Genomic DNA, 17,346 nt, shown 5'->3' with positions numbered 1-17,346 from the left:
GCTATTTCGCTGCCACCAAAATATCGACTTGGGCACCCGTGTTATCTGGTGAAATTACAATTTTGGTATGACGTTCTTTTGATGTAATGAGCGTGCGCTGATTAACGGCTGGATGGGTTTTGAACATCGGCAATTGCTCTTTGTAAAAGCTAATTACCTGAGATGGAGACATAGCGGTGTGGTAAACCATAGCCGCCGGAATTTCGCTTTCAAATTGCTGGCACTGCGTGGCATCTGAAGACAATACAATTGAATGAAACTCACCAGGGCATGATACCGTGCTTGGCGTACCCATAGCATCACCGCTTTGTAATTTTTCCTGCTGCGCCACCGATAGTTTATCAGCATGCGTAACCCCACTACCCAATAATGTAAGGGTAACAGCACCGGTTTTCAGCAACAGTTGTGCACAGGGCAAAAAGCTTAACTTGTTATTCATGGTGAACACATTCTCATTATATTTATATATTGTCGCGCTAGCCTTATACATGGGTTCATATCCCGTATAGATAGAATATTTGGATTAACGCTTATTTGATAGTAAAAAGAATAGCGAAGAACTTCAACTGAACCTTTGACCTTTCAGGTATATCAAAAGCGAAAAGGGTATACCGTATATTTATCCACACTGGTATTAGAACGGAAATTGTAGCCTGTAAAAATGCGCCTATAAAAAACAAAAAAGGCTTAAGCGCGATATGCGTTTAAGCCTTTTTTATGGTTTCATGAGCTAGGCAGACTAAACGCCCATAAAGTCCATAATGCCTTCAGCGGCTTTACGGCCTTCATCGATGGCAGTTACTACCAAATCACTTCCTCTTACCATGTCGCCACCAGCAAAGATTTTAGGATTAGAAGTTTGGTAAGCAAACTTGCCGGCACGAGGCGCGCGAACGCGACCTTTTTCGTCAAGCATGATTCCAAAATCACCAAACCATGGTGCAGGGCTTGGTTGGAAGCCAAAAGCGATTATAACAACGTCAGCTTCAAGAATATGCTCTGAGCCTTCCACCTCAATAGGGCGGCGACGACCGTTTGAATCTGGTGGACCCATTTCAGTTTTAACCAACTTAACGCCTACGGCATTGCCGTTGTCATCAACAGCAATATCTAGTGGTTGAAGGTTAAACTTAAATTCGACACCTTCTTCTTTCGCATTTACTACTTCGCGACGCGAACCAGGCATGCTTTCTTCATCACGACGGTAAGCACAAGTCACGCTTTTGGCGCCTTGGCGAATAGACGTGCGCAAGCAGTCCATGGTGGTATCACCACCGCCAAGTACCACTACGCGTTTGCCTTTCATATCGATAAAGTCAGCGGGGTCTTTTTCTAGGCCCATTACACGGTTGGTGTTGGCAATCAAAAACGGCAGCGCTTCGTGAACACCGTGCACGTGTTCATTGTCAAAACCACCCTGCATCGACTTGTAGGTTCCCATGCCTAAAAATACTGCATCGTATTTGTCTAGAACTTCTTGGAACTCTATGTCTTTACCAATTTCGGTATTAAGTACGAACTCAACACCCATGTCAGTAAAGATTTGGCGACGCAGTTTAATCACGTCTTTTTCGAGCTTGAACGATGGAATACCAAAGGTCAGTAACCCGCCAATTTCTTCATATTTGTCGTAAACAACTGGCTTAACGCCGTTTCTTACCAAAATATCTGCGCAAGCCAATCCTGCTGGTCCCGCGCCCACAATTGCGACTTTCTTGTCTGTCCAAACAACATCTGACATATCTGGGCGCCAGCCCATCTCGAAGGCTTTGTCAGTAATATACTTCTCTATACTACCAATAGTAACCGCACCAAAGTCGTCGTTGAGGGTACATGCACCCTCACAGAGTCTGTCTTGAGGACATACGCGACCGCACACTTCCGGCAAGCTATTTGTTTTATGTGAAAGCTCTGCGGCTTCTATAATTCTGCCTTCGTTTGCTAAATCGAGCCATTGCGGAATGTAGTTGTGCACTGGGCATTTCCATTCGCAGTATGGGTTACCGCAGTCCAGGCAGCGATCTGCCTGGCCTTCGGTTTGCGACTGACTCAGCGGCTGATAAATTTCAGCGAACTCTTCTTTACGCACCATGATCGGCTTTTTAGGCGGATCGATACGTTCAACGTCGACAAATTGATATACGTTCTTTGCCATTAACTAAATCCTCCTATTGAGCCTGAATGCGCAGTTCTGCGCTTGAACGACTGATGTGACCAAGTAAGTTTTTCACATCACTGGTTTTAGGCTTAATAAGCTTGAAGCGTGATAGCGTTGCATTAAAGTCGGTAAGCAATGACAACGAGTGTTCGCTGCCTGTTTCTTCATAATGCTGATTAATCAGGCCACGTAAATGCTCGGCAAGAATTGCCTTGTCGTCAATTGACATAATATCAACGAGATCAGCATTAACGCGGTTTTCAAGGTCGTTGCCATCATCCATTAAGTAAGCAAAACCACCTGTCATACCGGCACCGAAGTTAACGCCCACGGGGCCAAGCACTGCAACAATACCGCCGGTCATGTATTCACAACCGTTGTCACCAATGCCTTCAACAACCGCAATAGCGCCAGAGTTACGAACGCCGAAACGTTCACCTGCACGACCGGCAGCAAATAACTTACCGCCAGTTGCACCATATAGGCAGGTATTACCCATAATTGCGCTGTCGTGTGCGTCGAATTCGATGTTTCGTGGCGGGTGGATAACCAGCTTACCGCCAGTCATGCCTTTACCCACATAATCGTTAGCATCACCTTCTAAATGCATGTGTAAGCCACCTGCATTCCACACACCGAAGCTTTGCCCGGCTGTGCCGGTTAGTTCAACCTTAATCGGTGTATCTTCGAAGTCGTGATTACCGTGATGTTTTGCAATTTCACCTGAAAGCAATGCACCTACCGAGCGGTCTGTGTTGCGAATGGGGTACTTAAGCGTAATCGACTCGCTATTTGCTACTGCACGATGTCCATCAGTGAGCATTTGTGCATTTAGCTCACCTTTGTCCATTGGCGCGTTGGTCGTCTGCGAACAGAACAAACGCGTATGCTCACCGGCTACAGGCTGTGCAAGTAGCGGAGATAAATCCAAACGATTTTGTTTTGCTGTAATACCATCAAGCACTTTCAGTAGCTCAGTTCGACCAACCAAATCATCGAATTTGCTCACACCAATAGACGCCATAATTTCGCGTACTTCTTGGGCAATAAACTTGAAGTAGTTCATTACCATTTCTGGAAGACCGATAAAGTGGTCGTCACGAAGCTTCTGATCTTGAGTTGCAACACCGGTCGCACAGTTGTTTAAGTGACAAATTCTTAGGTATTTACAGCCTAATGCCACCATAGGTCCAGTACCGAAACCAAAGCTTTCAGCTCCTAGTATACCGGCTTTAACTACGTCTAAACCTGTCTTCAAACCACCATCGGTTTGAACGCGAACTTTATGACGCAATCCGTTTTCGATAAGCGCTTGCTGAGTTTCAGAAAGACCAAGTTCGAATGGGCTACCTGCGTATTTAACCGAGGTTAGTGGGCTGGCCCCAGTTCCGCCGTCATATCCTGAAATGGTAATAAGATCGGCATATGCTTTTGCAACACCAGTTGCAATTGTGCCTACGCCAGGCTCCGATACCAATTTCACAGAGATAAGTGCAGTTGGGTTAACCTGCTTCAAATCAAAGATAAGCTGGGCTAAATCTTCAATAGAATAAATGTCGTGGTGCGGTGGTGGTGAAATAAGCGTTACACCTGGCACAGAGAAACGAAGCTGTGCAATGTACTTGTTCACCTTATCACCAGGTAGCTGACCACCTTCTCCGGGTTTCGCGCCCTGGGCCACTTTAATCTGAATGACGTTAGCATTTACCAGATAATGCGGTGTTACACCAAAACGGCCTGAAGCCACTTGCTTAATTTTTGAGTTCTTCTCGGTACCGAAGCGAGATGGATGCTCGCCACCCTCACCAGAGTTCGATTGCCCACCTAAGCGGTTCATTGCAATGGCTAAGGCTTCGTGAGCCTCAGGGCTTAGTGCGCCAATTGACATCGCTGCAGTATCAAAGCGCGGGAAAAGATTCTCCGGCCCTTCTACATCGCTTATATCAATAGGATCGCATTCTGGATTTAGCGCGAGCAGGTCGCGGATATGCGACGGCGCACGCTCGTTCACTAGCTTGGCATATTCTTGATAGTCGGTGTATTCACCAGAAACTACCGCTTTTTGCAACGTTTTTACAACGTCAGGGTTGTACGCATGGTACTCGCCGTCGTGTACGTATTTAAGTAAACCGCCGTGTGAAATAGGCTTGCGTTTTAGCCAAGCAATACGGTTCAAGTTAATATGATCTTGGTGGAAATCATCAAAACTTGCGCCTTGGATACGTGAGGTAACACCTTTAAAGCAAAGCTGCATCACTTCGTTGTTAATACCAATTGCTTCAAACAGTTTGGAGCTACGGTAGCTAGCTACTGTACTTATGCCCATTTTAGACATAATTTTGTACAAGCCTTTGTTGATACCTTTACGGTAGTTCAACGTGGCCTGCATAGGCGAAATATCTAGCTCGCCTTTTTCACATAGCTGTTCAATGGTCTCGTATGCAAGGAATGGGTAAACCGCTGTTGCGCCTAAGCCGATGAGCACTGCAAAGTGATGAGGATCACGAGCACTCGCCGTTTCAACTACTACGTTTGCATCGCAGCGTAGAGATTTTTCTACAAGACGCTTTTGAACCGCACCTACGGCCATAGCTGCAGGAATTACCAAACGGTTTTTCTTGATATTGCGATCTGAAAGTATGACAAACGCCGCGCGCTTATTCTTAACCAGCATTTCCACTTCGTTACAAATTCTCTCAACAGCCTTTTTCAAGCCTTCTTGAGGAGCGTATTGAAGTTCAATGACCTCAGAATAATAGTATTCTGGGTTAAACTCTCGAAGCTGTTTAAGATCGGTGTACATCAATATAGGCGAGTCGAACAACACGCGATCGGCGTAACCCGAGGTTTCGCTAAATACGTTTTGCTCGCGGCCTATACAAGTTGCCAGCGACATCACGTGATTTTCACGCAGCGGATCGATAGGCGGATTTGTTACCTGTGCAAATTGCTGACGGAAGTAATCGTAGATGGTGCGTTGACGAGACGACATAACAGCCATCGGCGTATCATCACCCATAGAGCCAACGGCTTCTTGACCGTCTTTTGCCAATACTTTCACAACCTGCTGAATTTCTTCATAACTGTATGCGTGAAGTTTGTGATATACGGCCATGGCATCGTCGTCAAAAACTCGCTTGCCGATAAGAGATGCATCTAGCTCTTCAATAGGCGTTAGGCGACGAATGTGCTTTTCTAGCCATTCTTTATAGGGGTGTCTTGCCTTAAGCTCTTCATCTATTTCAGTTGAGCGCCAAATTTTGCCGGTATACGTGTCTACCGCAAGCATCTCACCTGGCCCAACTCGACCTTTTTCAATCACATCTGACTGCTCGTAATCCCAAATACCTACTTCTGAAGCAAGGGTAATAAAACCATTTTTGGTAATAACGTAGCGCGCTGGACGAAGGCCGTTTCTATCCAAGTTACATGCAACGTGACGGCCGTTGGTTAACACGATTCCTGCAGGGCCATCCCACGGTTCCATGTGCATAGAGTTAAACTCGTAAAATGCACGTAGATCGTCGTCCATTGTTTTGTTGTTTTGATACGCCGGCGGCACTAATAAACGCATGGCGCGGAATAAATCCATACCGCCTGCGAGGAATAGCTCAAGCATATTGTCTAAAGACGACGAATCTGAGCCTTCAGTGTTAACAAAAGGTGCTGCGTCTTTTAAATCTGGAATAAGCGGCGTTGAAAACTTCGCTGCTCGAGCCATAGCCCAATCGCGGTTCCCTTTAATAGTATTAATTTCACCATTGTGAGCAAGAAAACGGAATGGTTGAGCAAGAGGCCAACGAGGCAAGGTATTTGTAGAGAAACGCTGGTGAAAAACACAAATGGCGCTTTTCATGCGTTCGTCAGCTAGATCAAGATAGAAGGTTGGTAAGTCTTTCGGCATTACCAAGCCTTTATAAATAGTTACAAGCCCAGATAAACAGGCAACGTAAAAGTCTGGATCGTTTTCAAGGCGCTTTTCAGCACGACGTCTAATCATATAAAGACGACGTTCTAGATCGCGTTTTCTCCATCCCGCAGGGGCATTAACGAAAACCTGTTCTATTTGTGGTACTCCGGTAAGGGCAAGTTCGCCAAGCACAGAAGTGTCAACTGGCACTTCTCGCCAACCCACCACAGACAGGGTTTCTTTTTCTAATTCTTCATTGAGTACTTCACGCGCGGCTTGCGCTAGTACAGGGTCCTGATTCAAAAAAACCATACCAACGCCATACTTCTTACTCAGCTTCCAGCCGTTCTCAGAGGCGATGGAATGGAAGAAGGCGTCTGGCTTTTGTAGCAATAAACCACAGCCGTCACCGGTTTTACCGTCGGCAGCGATACCGCCTCTATGTTGCATTCGGTCTAAACCGTGAATTGCAGTGGTCACCAATTCATGACTGGCTTCCCCGTGAGTGTGGGCTATTAGGCCGAACCCACAGTTATCCCGGGAATCGTTGGGATTGTATAAACTCATCTATTAACTCCTTCAACCTTTAGACTGGGCAAGGTATGCGTTGCGTGCAGATGCGCCTAGGTTTGCGTATCGAAACATAATTAGACATCTTTTCGTGCTCAAGCAATTATTCTGATGAATAACGCCGGCACATGCGTCTTTCTTGTCGTTAATTATTATTAGAGGGTTCCAGCCGTTCCGCATTTTTATGCATTGATGCGATGCGGGCCGTACAAAATACCCACATTGAAAACTAAAATCAAACCTAAAAAAAGCTATGGAACTAGTGAATTAGTATAATGATAAAAAATAATAGCCTTATCAATGCTATACATGCACTAATTTAGATTTGTAACAATAATGTTATAAAGTGATTTTGGGTAAATGAAAATTTCAAATAAATGATAATACTTCTCATTCATTAATTTTATTTGAATAATTATTCAGTAAATTCTTTGTTTTATCTAGTCAAGCGCCTGTTTTTTGTATTTTTATTTACTTGTAAATAAACCGTTCCACTTAAATAAGTAATTTGCTATATTGAGTAAAATTTAATCAATTACGCGTAATCGTGTGAATATAGAGTAGTTAGAATTCACTGCAGTCAAACTCGCTAGCAAGCAGAGTAATAAACGTTGTGACCATGCTATATTCGACGATATCAGAGACAATAAAACTTCATAATCATAGGTTATCAGGTGATAACATTTCTCACGTCACCACATTGAATACGTCAGGTGAATTTAAAGAGTTGCCCGATACTCTTGTTATTCACTTCACCGGCGGTGGTAGCTTGGCATCTTCTGTTAAGCATATGCAGAACAAAGACAGTAAGGTGTCAGCCCATATTGTAGTGGGGCAAAATGGTGACATCGTGCAACTCTTACCGTTTAATGCCATAGCATGGCATGCAGGTAAAAGTAGCTTCGACGGGCGCCAGCACTTAAATAATTACTCCATTGGCATTGAGTTAGACAATGCGGGGCAGCTTGAAGCCAGCGGCCACGGTGAATATTCAAGTTGGTTTGGTAAAAAGTATCAGCCCGGCGAGGTATTTGTTCATACAAACGCCAATTCATCAGCGCCACTTCAAACCTTTTGGCATAGATACAGCGAACGACAGCTGCAACGCACGTTTGAATTATGCAGGGTACTGTGTAATCACTATCATATTAGGTATGTTGTAGGTCATCAGGAAATAGCACCAAGAAGAAAGGTTGATCCTGGCCCTGCGTTTCCTTTAAACAAGCTCCGCAGTTATTTGATTAACCAAGCGAAAAGTGCTCAAGCTCTTGATGTAGCAATAGACGAGTCTGAAACCTCAAGCAAAACATCAGTTTTTTCTCACCCTTTTAATCACTCTTCTTATTTCTTCGAAAAACCGTCACTGCCTAACTCAACAATAAGAAATGAGCAGGAGTTAGAGCTATCCGGTCCTTTAATTATGCCTGCAGATAAAGCACAGCCCACTTTTCCTTACACATCAGCTATCGTTAATGCAAAGCGCCTAAATGTGAGAACTGGGCCAGGAACTGAATTTGAAACATTAAAAGGTCAGTTAAAATCTTCTAATGTATTGAGGGTGTTAGAAACCCAAGGAAATTGGTCTCGCGTTTCCTTCAACACCCAGGGGTGGGTTAATAACGCTTACCTTACTTTTATCAAGCAAAAGGAGTGAGGACGCAGATAGGAAAGGTGAGGGTGCCTTTGGTTATAAAGAGAAACGGAGAAGCCTTTGTCTAAATTATCATCGCCAAAGATGACTGCACGAGTCTATGGCACTTTTTGATGCATTCCAGAAAACGATAAAGCCTGATAGGATAGAGAAAATGGTTACAGACTAGACGTACATGCATTCAGACTCCCCTAATGATTCTTGGGCTATTCGATTTGCCCAATTTGTGCAGCGCTTCGGCACCTTAAAACTCAGTATTTTATTTGTTGTATTTTCCCTGGTATTTACCTTGGGTGGCTCATATGTCATTCGTGTAAGCCTGGGAAGTCAGGTACAGCCCGATGATTTTATCAGTGCAGTGGTGCTTACTATGCTCTCGGCACCCTGGGTATTGTATTTTTTTAGTGAGCTTATAAAGCAGCTTGAAAACTCACGCACAAATTTGAAAGAAGTGGTTAGCCAACTTGAAAGTCTTCGTGAGGAAGATGTGTTTTTAAATCGTGAGCTTCAGAGCAACATACGCCAGTTAAATCACGAAATTGAGCAGCGCAAAATTGCCCAAGAAGAGCGCGAAGGGCTCTTTAAAGACTTGGAACAAGAGATAAAAAACAAATCTGAACAAGAAGCTCAGGCGCGCAGATTATCGACTTTACTGCGTTCTATTATCGATGCATCGCCAGATTTAATATACTACCGCAATGAAGAAGGGCAGTTTGCAGGCTGTAACCGTATTGCCGAGTTAATGACAGGTAAGACTGAGCAAGAGCTGCTTGGGCTAACCCCAGAAGATGTCTACGAAGAAGAGTTAGCACGACAAATTGTTGCTAGTGATAACGAAGTACTTGAGACAAATGCCAGTATTACCGAAGAATTGTGGCTTAAATTTGCCGATGGCAGACGTCGTTACTTCGAAATGAAGCGCGTTCCTTTCTTCGACAAAGAAGGTAACAGACTGGGTTTGCTATCGTTTGGTCGAGATATGACCGAGCGCAAACAAGCGGAAAATGCAGCAGCAAAAGCCAACACAGATAAAACTCGCTTTATTGCCACCATCAGTCATGAGCTACGAACGCCGCTTAACGGCATTGTGGGCTTAAGCCGCATGCTTCGCGATACCGAACTCTCGGAAGAACAATTTAGCTGGGTAAGTACTATTTACGCTAGCGCTATAACATTGGGTAACATTTTCAACGATATTATCGACTTAGACAAACTTGGTAGAGACAAACTAGAGCTGAGTTTGAAAACCATATCGTTAAAAGACTTCACCGAAGAGCTCAGCAGTATTATTCGATTACTTGCTGGAGATAAACAGCTCGAGTTGAAAACGACTATAAAAGAGCCATTGCCTCGTTTAGTTGAAATAGACGGCACGCGACTGCGCCAAATATTGTGGAATATCCTTTTCAATGCGGTGAAGTTTACTCAAAAAGGCCATGTAAGCCTGTCGGTTTCTGCCACCAAGCCTGAAAATGACAAAGCCTTTGTTACCTTTATTATTGAAGATACCGGCGTGGGTATTCCTGAAAGTGAAATAGACAAAATTTTTGCCATGTATTATCAGGTTGATCACCCAGATCACCAATCGGCTACCGGTACCGGAATAGGGTTGGCAATCTGTAAGCAGATGGTCGATTTGATGAGCGGTGAAATTAACGTTACCAGTACCGTAGGTAAGGGCACGCGCTTTGAAATTATTCTTCCGGTTCAAATTTCTAATAGCCCGATGAAAGTGGCAGAGCTTGAAGTAACAGGCTTAAACATATTACTGGTAGAAGATATTGAGCTGAATGTGATGGTAGCTAAAGCGCTGCTTGAAAAGCTCGGCCAGCGAGTTGACGTGGCCATGACCGGCCAAGAAGCCTTAGATAAAGCCAGAGAAACACAGTACGACCTAATCTTGCTCGATATTCAGCTGCCCGATATGACAGGGTTCGATGTAGCCAGCACGCTGATTGAAGAAGACCTGGTGATGCAAACGCCCATAGTTGCACTAACCGCTAACGTAATTAAAAAGCGTGATGAGTATTTAGAAAACGGTATGGACGACGTTATTGCCAAGCCTATTAAAAAGTCTCGAGTGATTGAGGTATTTAATGATCTATTCCACGCTCCGCCAGCGCCGTTAGAAATAGAGGGGCAGGTTGAGCGCGCGCCCAACAAAACATTAAGTAACATTTTAGATATGGACTTGTTGGAGATGTTAGTAGATACCATAGGGGATGACATGGTTCGGGCGAGTGTAAAAGTTTTCCAAGAGAAAATGCCTGAATACATGGAAATACTGCAGTTGAGTTTAACCGCTGACGAAAAGTCAGAAGTATGTTCTCAAGCCCATAAAATTAAAGGGGCTGCGGGCTCGGTAGGCTTAGCTAGAGTGCAGCGTATTGCTAATCAAATTCAACAGGGCGATCACCCTACGTGGTGGGAAAACGTTCACGACTGGGTTGAAGAGTTGCAGATGGCGGTACAGCACGATATGAAAGGGTTGAATAGCTGGCTAAACGAGCAGCAGTTTGACGACTAGCGCTTTGAGCCTGCATTGCAAAATTCACTCTACAAGGAATAGGTAAATGTTTTCAGCCTCAAACACAGGAGGGTTTTCTAACGAACCCTTATCTCAGGATGACCTTCCGGCGTTAGAGGCTTTACCACTAACTCCCGTTTCAAAAAAATATCGCCTTATAAATTTAGGTGTAAGCGCCACTATTACGCTACTTATACTTAGCGTTATTACTACAGGGCGATACCAAACATTCTTCAGCATACCCGATGAGTTGAAGCGAATATTTCCCTACGTCTTTGCTGTTGTAGCAATTTTAGGGGTGTTGTGGTTTACCTATCATTTCTTTGCCGATAAAAAAATCAAGTTTGCGGTAAGAGAGCAGGATATCAGCAAGCAATCGGGATTGGTGTTTCGTCAGTTATCCTGTCAGCCCATACTTCGTGTGCAGCACGTTGAGCTAAAACGCGGCCCTCTTGCGCGCTGGGCCGGGCTTGCATCGCTGCAGGTGTTTTCAGCTGGTGGCGAGATGCATACGTTTGAAATACCTGGTTTGGAAGTGGATGACGCAAACCGAATAAGGCAGTTCATACTGGATCATAAAGATGTGAGTGCGCGCTAGTGGACACCAAATCTGTTGAAGAAATAAAAGCTGATGCAGAGGTAAAAGCTGGCGTTGAAGTAGAGACCGGTGATGCTTGGCAGAGGCTCGCTTTAATTGCCATACTGTATTTTTCAGTGCGAAATATAAAAAATTCTGCTCAAGGCCTTATTTACATTATCCCCGCTTTGGCCATTGGTTCTAACATTCTCAGTAATTTAAATTCACCAGAGGCGTACATAACCATAGGTGTATTGGTTAGCACAGCGGTGATAAGTGGTTTAATCAGCTTCTTTATGTATACGTTTCGAATACACAACCAGCATGTAGAAATTCATACTGGCGTGTTTCAGCGTCGCTACACCAATTTACCCTTCTGGCGTATACAAAACGTAAAAATAGAACATCCTTTTTATTATCGTCCCTTTGGTTATGCTCTGGTGGTGCTAGATACAGCAGGAAGTGGCAAAGAAGAAGCCAATATTGTCGCTGTACCTTTAGCGTATGCAAATGCATTACGTAAGCAGGTATTGGCAGAAAAAACAAAAGACGATGGCGGTAATCATCACCAAGCTCCTGTAAGCGATAGCGAAATTAATGAAGCAGATAATGCCGGGTCTTATCAAAATAACACTAACGAGCACGACGAAGAGGTGCTTAACACCCGTTCGATTGGCGATATTGTTATTCACGGCATTACCAACAATCGAGTATGGATAATACTTGGTGCTGCGGCACCCTTTTACGACGATGCTATTGGCTTAGTCTCGGAATGGCTGGCCGACAAAGGACTTCAACTCAATCAGTTGGTGGGTGAGCAGACTGTGGCATGGTGGCAGTTCGGGCTTTACGCCTTTGTAATTCTTATGATGCTTATGGCCGCTATGGCACTGCTCAGTGTGGGTGGAGCACTATTTACTTTTTATGGCTATACCTTATCTCGTAGTGACGACCGGTATATTCGCCGCAGCGGGTTGCTTAATAAACAAGAAGTCAGCATGCGAGCCTCCCGTATTCAAATGATCACCGCTAAGCAAGACTGGCTGGATAAAGTACTCAAACGAGTCAACTTGTACTTTGAACAAAACTCCACGGCAGGTCAACAAGTTCAAGAGCTCATGTCGCCAAATAAGCTTATTGTGCCATCGGTTACAGAGCAAGAAGCGGTTGCACTTAGTCAAGAAGTGATGCCGAACTGCCAGCTACATCGAAGCGATTACCTTGGTATCAGTAAGCGATTTATTCTTCATTGGTTACTTACGGCGTGGAGTATCCCAGTCTCAATATTATTGCTCATTGGCACTGTATCCGCGGAGCTCGATATTTTGCTCACGTCTTTAGGATTGTTGATATTGGCAAGCTTGCTTCTAACGCTGCGATGGTGGCGTTGGGGGATCGCTTCTGATAGCCAATATGTTTACATAAGACGCGGTCGAATTGGTGTTGATTACCTGTGCTTTGAGCCTTACAAAATACAGCAGGTTATTGTTAAGCAGAGCGTGTTTATGCGAAGACGAAAACTGGCTTCAATCAAGTTCGTTTTGGCTTCAGGCTCGGTTACAGTGCCTTTTTTACCAGAGGATTATGTAAAAACACTCGCCAATAATGTGCTATTGGAGGTTGAGTCTACGCGGAAGTCTTGGATGTAACACCGGGCTCTTCCGCTTTTTCACTATGTGAATAAAAAGAACAGCATATGAATTTTTTAGATTATTTTGTGGTCATCGGTTACCTAGGTATTCTGCTTTACATGGGTTTCGCCATGCGCGTTCAAGAGAATAAAGGTGACTATTTTCTTGGCGGAAGGTCATTAGGTTGGAAGCCCCTTGCATTATCCGTCATGGCCACCCAGCTATCTGCAATCAGTTTTATATCTGCCCCTGCTTTTGTTGGTCTTCGCGACGGTGGCGGGATGATTTGGTTATCTTACGAGCTGGGTATTCCCATCGCGATGATTTTATTATTAGGAACAATCCTTCCTACCCTATACAAATCTGGCGTAGTGAGCATTTATGACTTTCTAGAGCAGCGATTTGGACGCTCTACACGCCTTCTAATCAGTATCGTTTTTCAGTTTAGTCGCGCCTTCGCCACCGGTATTATGATTTATGCTGTGTCGATTATTTTGCAAGGCACTATGGGAATAGAGGCATGGCAAGCAGTAGTGCTCACCGGCATTATTACCGTGCTTTATTCGCTACAAGGCGGTATGAAGGCGGTTGTCTACGCGGACGCGATACAAATGGTCATCATTATATTAGGTACTATTGCTTGTATTGCCATTGGGCTGCATGCATTAGGCGGTCTAGGTGTGCTTGTTGAGCAAGCCCCTAAAGAGCGACTAACCGCAGTCGATTTTTCTTCATTCGGGTTTAGCGGTGATGGTTTTGGCTTTTTGCCCATGCTATTTGGTGGAATTGTGCTGTATGCGTCGTACTATGGATGTGATCAGACCCAAGCTCAGAGAGCTTTGTCTGCGCAAAATGAAGGCGACTTGCGGAAAATGATTGTGGCAAACGGTATTATTCGTTTTCCAATTACGCTGCTGTACTGTTTTTCGGGGCTTATTGTTGGCACGCTAGCCCTCACCAACGCTGAGTTCTTTAACAAAATCCCATCGGACAACCCAGACTGGTTAATGCCGACCTTTATTCTTAATTACTTGCCTCATGGTTTGATTGGCCTGTTAATCGTGGCAATTCTCTCGGCGGCAATGTCATCGCTAAGTTCAGCGATTAACTCCTTATCTGCGGTAACAATAGAAGACTACTGTCGCGTTACCAATAAAGAGTTGGAGCACGAAAGTTATTTAAAAATGGCGAAGGTGATTGGCTTAGTATGGGGCGGTATTACATTAATACTCTCTCTTTTTGCTGGAAATATTGCACCTACTATCATTGAAGCAATCAATAAGGTCGGTTCTGTATTTTACGGACCAATTCTCGCGTTGTTTTTACTCGCAGTCGCAAGCAAGGCGTTAAGCGGAAAACACGTCAATATTGGTTTAATTGCCGGCGTAGGTACCAACATCGTTGTTTGGCTTTTTATTCCCGATGTTTTCTGGTTCTGGTGGAACGTGATCGGCTTTGCAGTAACTTGTTGCGTGGCGTTAATAGCGCGTATTACTTGGCCAAATAATTCACGCGTACCAGAGCTAGAAAAGCTGAATTTTCATTCAATACTCACAGTAAAAGATGTCAGTATTCTTGTCGGCTTTTTCATTTTCATGCTAACGGTGTGTTTATTATTGCCTTCTCTTTTTGCATAGAGCGCTCAGCATGAAGCTTTGTAGCTCAAGCGCTTTTGCTTAAGAAACTTTTTGTGAAATATCTTGAGTGATGATTCGGTTCTTCCCTGTATTTTTTGCGGTATAAAGTCGGGCGTCTGCTGTTTCCAACTGAGCCTCTAGACTGGGGTGAGTTTCAGAGCTAACGCCTATACTGCAGGTAATATTTAGCTTATGCGGCGTGAAAACTGTTTGACGCACCGTATTCATAAACTCATATAGAGCCGAGTAATATTTTTCAGAGGGTTGCGTTGAAACTATCGTAAACTCTTCCCCACCGTAACGTACAACGAGATCGTTTGAAAAATATTTTTTAAGAAGAGATGCGAATTCCTGAAGGAAATCATCGCCTGCCTTGTGACCATATGTATCATTAACCTGCTTAAAATTGTCGGCATCAATCATAGACACAATGATATTGCTGCTGCGTTTTTTGTCGGCGTAAAGCTCGTCTGCGCGTTTGTGTAAATAACGTCGGTTATAGACCTTTGTAAGTGCATCAAGATTGGCTGAATCTTTGATGGTTTGGATCATGTCTTGTGAATCGAGGTTATGCATTATTCGGGAGAAAAACTCCTCGTGATGAAGTGGCTTGCCCAGAAAGTCATTAGCGCCACTCTTAATAAATTTAGATGTAAGAACGCTGTCTTTTGTTGCTGACAGCCCTATAAAAATAACATCCTGCATACCGCGTTCATGGCGTATTGTCTTGACCAGCTTGTAACCGTCCATAGATGGCAAATTATGAGCAGAAATTATCAGTTTTATATCGTTATGAATATCTAACTGATTGAGAGCATCTTCACTGCTGTACGCTTCGTTTACCTTAAATTGAAATTTTCTTAGCAGACTACAAATGTGGTCTCGGCTATCCTGCGAGTCATCAACCACCAGCACAGAAACAGAAATGTTCTTTCTAATTCTGTCTATGAGATTAGCTACTTGAACATAGGAGTAGGGCGATTCTTTTGTGATGTAATCGAGAATGCCCTTTTCTAAAAGTTGGTTGCGGGTAGATTCATCGAAATTCCCAGACAACACAATGGCGGGAACATTGTGGGAAAGTACCAGATCTACGCTTTCTCCGTTAGGTGCATCGGGTAGATTCAAATCAACAACAGCCACTAAGTACTCTGTGCTTTTACTCAATGCCCGCTGTGCCTCCGCATAGTTCTTACATAACTCGCAGGTAAAGTGCGGGTTATCTTCAATCAGTTTTTTGACGATCATGCGAACCGTTACGCTATCTTCAATTACCAGTATTTTATACATCGATGCAGCTTTTTTATTAGATACTAATAAATATACGCAGAGAATGTAAAAAAAGCCCTCTTGAAAAGGGCTTTCTAAACTAATGTATGAGAAAAAGCGTTGGGTATAAGGAAGCGTTATACCTGCGAGGGGGGAACTCTTACAGTGCCTTCCATAAGTACACGTGCACTTCTGCTCATGGTGGCTTGCTCTATGTGCCAGCCGCCATCTACAAATTGCGCTTTGGCACCAACTCGTAATGTGCCAGATGGGTGACCGAATACCACTGCTTCTCTGTCTACGCCACCAGCACTCAAATTAACAAGTGTTCCAGGAATAGCTGCTGCAGCAGCAATGGCAACCGCAGCTGTACCCATCATGGCGTGGTGTAATTTACCCATCGACATAGCTCTCACTAGAACGTCAACATCAGAGCCTAAAATATCCTTTCCGCTTGATGCTTTATAACCAGATGGAGGCGCAACCATGGCGACTTTTGGAGTGTGCTGACGATTTGCGGCTTCACCAACATCGTTGATCAAACCCATTTGAACGGCACCATAGGCTCTTATAGCCTCAAACTTGTTTAGAGCCTGCGGGTCGCTATTGATATCGTCTTGCAGTTCTGTGCCCGTATACCCAATGTCTTCAGCATTTATAAAAATAGTGGGAATACCGGCATTGATCATAGTGGCATGTAACGAACCAACACCTGGCACTTCAAGAGTATCCACCAGTCTTCCCGTAGGAAAAATAGCGCCCTCACCATCGGCAGGATCCACAAAAGCAACTTCTACCTCTGCGGCAGGAAAGGTTACGCCATCGAGTTCAAAGTCACCGGTTTCCTGAACCTCACCATTGGTAATTGGAACGTTAGCAATAATGGCTTTGTTGATGTTGACCTGCCAAATATGCACTACAGCGATGCCGTTGTCTGGAATTTTACTTTTATCGACCAAGCCATTGTTTATGGCAAACGCGCCCACTGCTGCGGTTAAGTTACCGCAGTTGCCACTCCAATCGACGAAGGGTTTATCGATGGCAACTTGACCGAAAAGGTAGTCAACGTCGTAACCTTCTTGTTCACTCCTGCTAATAATCACGGTTTTACTGGTACTTGATGTGGCTCCACCCATACCGTCGGTATGTTTACCGTAAGGATCTGGGCTTCCAATCACGCGCAGCAACAGGGCGTCTCTCTCGGCGCCAGGCTTTTGTGCAGCCTCTGGCAAATCCGTTAAATTAAAAAATACACCTTTACTTGTACCGCCACGCATATAGGTAGCGGGTACTCGAAGCTGTGGCGCATACTGTGTCATGTTTATTCCTTTTTCTTTTGAGTAAGGGAAAGTTTGATTGCGGTTTGAAACACGCGGTGAATACATCCATGTACGCTCCCCAGCCGCATCCATGCGG

At 44.3% G+C, this 17,346-nt stretch carries 10 protein-coding genes; 5 read left to right on the top strand and 5 right to left on the bottom strand.

Annotation, left to right across the window (positions count from 1 at the left end):
• Position 1: 1 nt before the first annotated feature.
• The 3 genes from CW735_RS15130 to gltB all read right to left on the bottom strand — a co-directional run bounded on the left by CW735_RS15130 (position 2) and on the right by gltB (position 6,635).
• Positions 2–439 (bottom strand): hypothetical protein, encoded by a 438-nt coding sequence (locus tag CW735_RS15130; protein WP_157812705.1) that lies wholly within the window; start codon positions 437–439, stop codon positions 2–4.
• Between the two features lie 300 nt (positions 440–739).
• A complete protein-coding gene (locus CW735_RS15125; protein WP_100972837.1) occupies positions 740–2,155 on the bottom strand; it encodes an FAD-dependent oxidoreductase in 1,416 nt (471 codons plus the stop codon).
• A 13-nt stretch (positions 2,156–2,168) separates the two neighbouring features.
• On the bottom strand, positions 2,169–6,635 hold the full coding sequence (gltB, locus tag CW735_RS15120; RefSeq protein ID WP_100972836.1) for a glutamate synthase large subunit: 4,467 nt from the start codon (positions 6,633–6,635) through the stop codon (positions 2,169–2,171).
• Between the two features lie 622 nt (positions 6,636–7,257).
• Here gltB and CW735_RS15115 point away from each other — a divergent pair.
• The 5 genes from CW735_RS15115 (at position 7,258) to CW735_RS15095 (ending at position 14,661) form a co-directional block, all read left to right on the top strand.
• Positions 7,258–8,292: an N-acetylmuramoyl-L-alanine amidase gene (locus CW735_RS15115; protein ID WP_100972835.1), complete on the top strand. Its 1,035-nt coding sequence runs from the start codon at positions 7,258–7,260 to the stop codon at positions 8,290–8,292.
• 172 nt (positions 8,293–8,464) lie between these two features.
• Complete coding sequence (arcB, locus tag CW735_RS15110) at positions 8,465–10,816, top strand: aerobic respiration two-component sensor histidine kinase ArcB (RefSeq protein ID WP_100972834.1); 2,352 nt, start codon at positions 8,465–8,467, stop codon at positions 10,814–10,816.
• Between the two features lie 46 nt (positions 10,817–10,862).
• Positions 10,863–11,414, top strand: a complete 552-nt coding sequence (locus CW735_RS15105) for a PH domain-containing protein (protein WP_100972833.1) — start codon at positions 10,863–10,865, stop codon at positions 11,412–11,414.
• The gene (locus CW735_RS15100; RefSeq protein ID WP_100972832.1) at positions 11,414–13,042 is read left to right on the top strand and encodes a PH domain-containing protein; all 1,629 of its coding nucleotides are present in this window, start codon (positions 11,414–11,416) and stop codon (positions 13,040–13,042) included. The genes CW735_RS15105 and CW735_RS15100 overlap by 1 nt, the downstream gene beginning before the upstream one ends.
• A gap of 47 nt (positions 13,043–13,089) precedes the next feature.
• The gene (locus tag CW735_RS15095) at positions 13,090–14,661 is read left to right on the top strand and encodes a sodium:solute symporter (RefSeq protein ID WP_100972831.1); all 1,572 of its coding nucleotides are present in this window, start codon (positions 13,090–13,092) and stop codon (positions 14,659–14,661) included.
• Between the two features lie 39 nt (positions 14,662–14,700).
• Here the strand turns inward: CW735_RS15095 and CW735_RS15090 are convergent, their stop codons facing one another.
• Together CW735_RS15090 and prpF are read right to left on the bottom strand one after the other, a co-directional pair.
• A complete protein-coding gene (locus CW735_RS15090; RefSeq protein WP_071980460.1) occupies positions 14,701–15,951 on the bottom strand; it encodes a diguanylate cyclase domain-containing protein in 1,251 nt (416 codons plus the stop codon).
• Between the two features lie 116 nt (positions 15,952–16,067).
• Positions 16,068–17,249 carry a 2-methylaconitate cis-trans isomerase PrpF gene (gene prpF / locus CW735_RS15085; RefSeq protein ID WP_071980459.1) on the bottom strand — a complete coding sequence of 394 codons (1,182 nt, stop codon included), beginning with the start codon at positions 17,247–17,249 and terminating at the stop codon, positions 16,068–16,070.
• Positions 17,250–17,346 lie beyond the last annotated feature (97 nt).

Origin of the sequence: Alteromonas sp. MB-3u-76 (assembly GCF_002831605.1) — a bacterium.
GTDB lineage: Bacteria > Pseudomonadota > Gammaproteobacteria > Enterobacterales > Alteromonadaceae > Alteromonas > Alteromonas hispanica.
The sequence above is the reverse complement of the archived record's forward strand: the minus strand, read 5'-3'. Positions and strand labels throughout refer to the sequence as shown.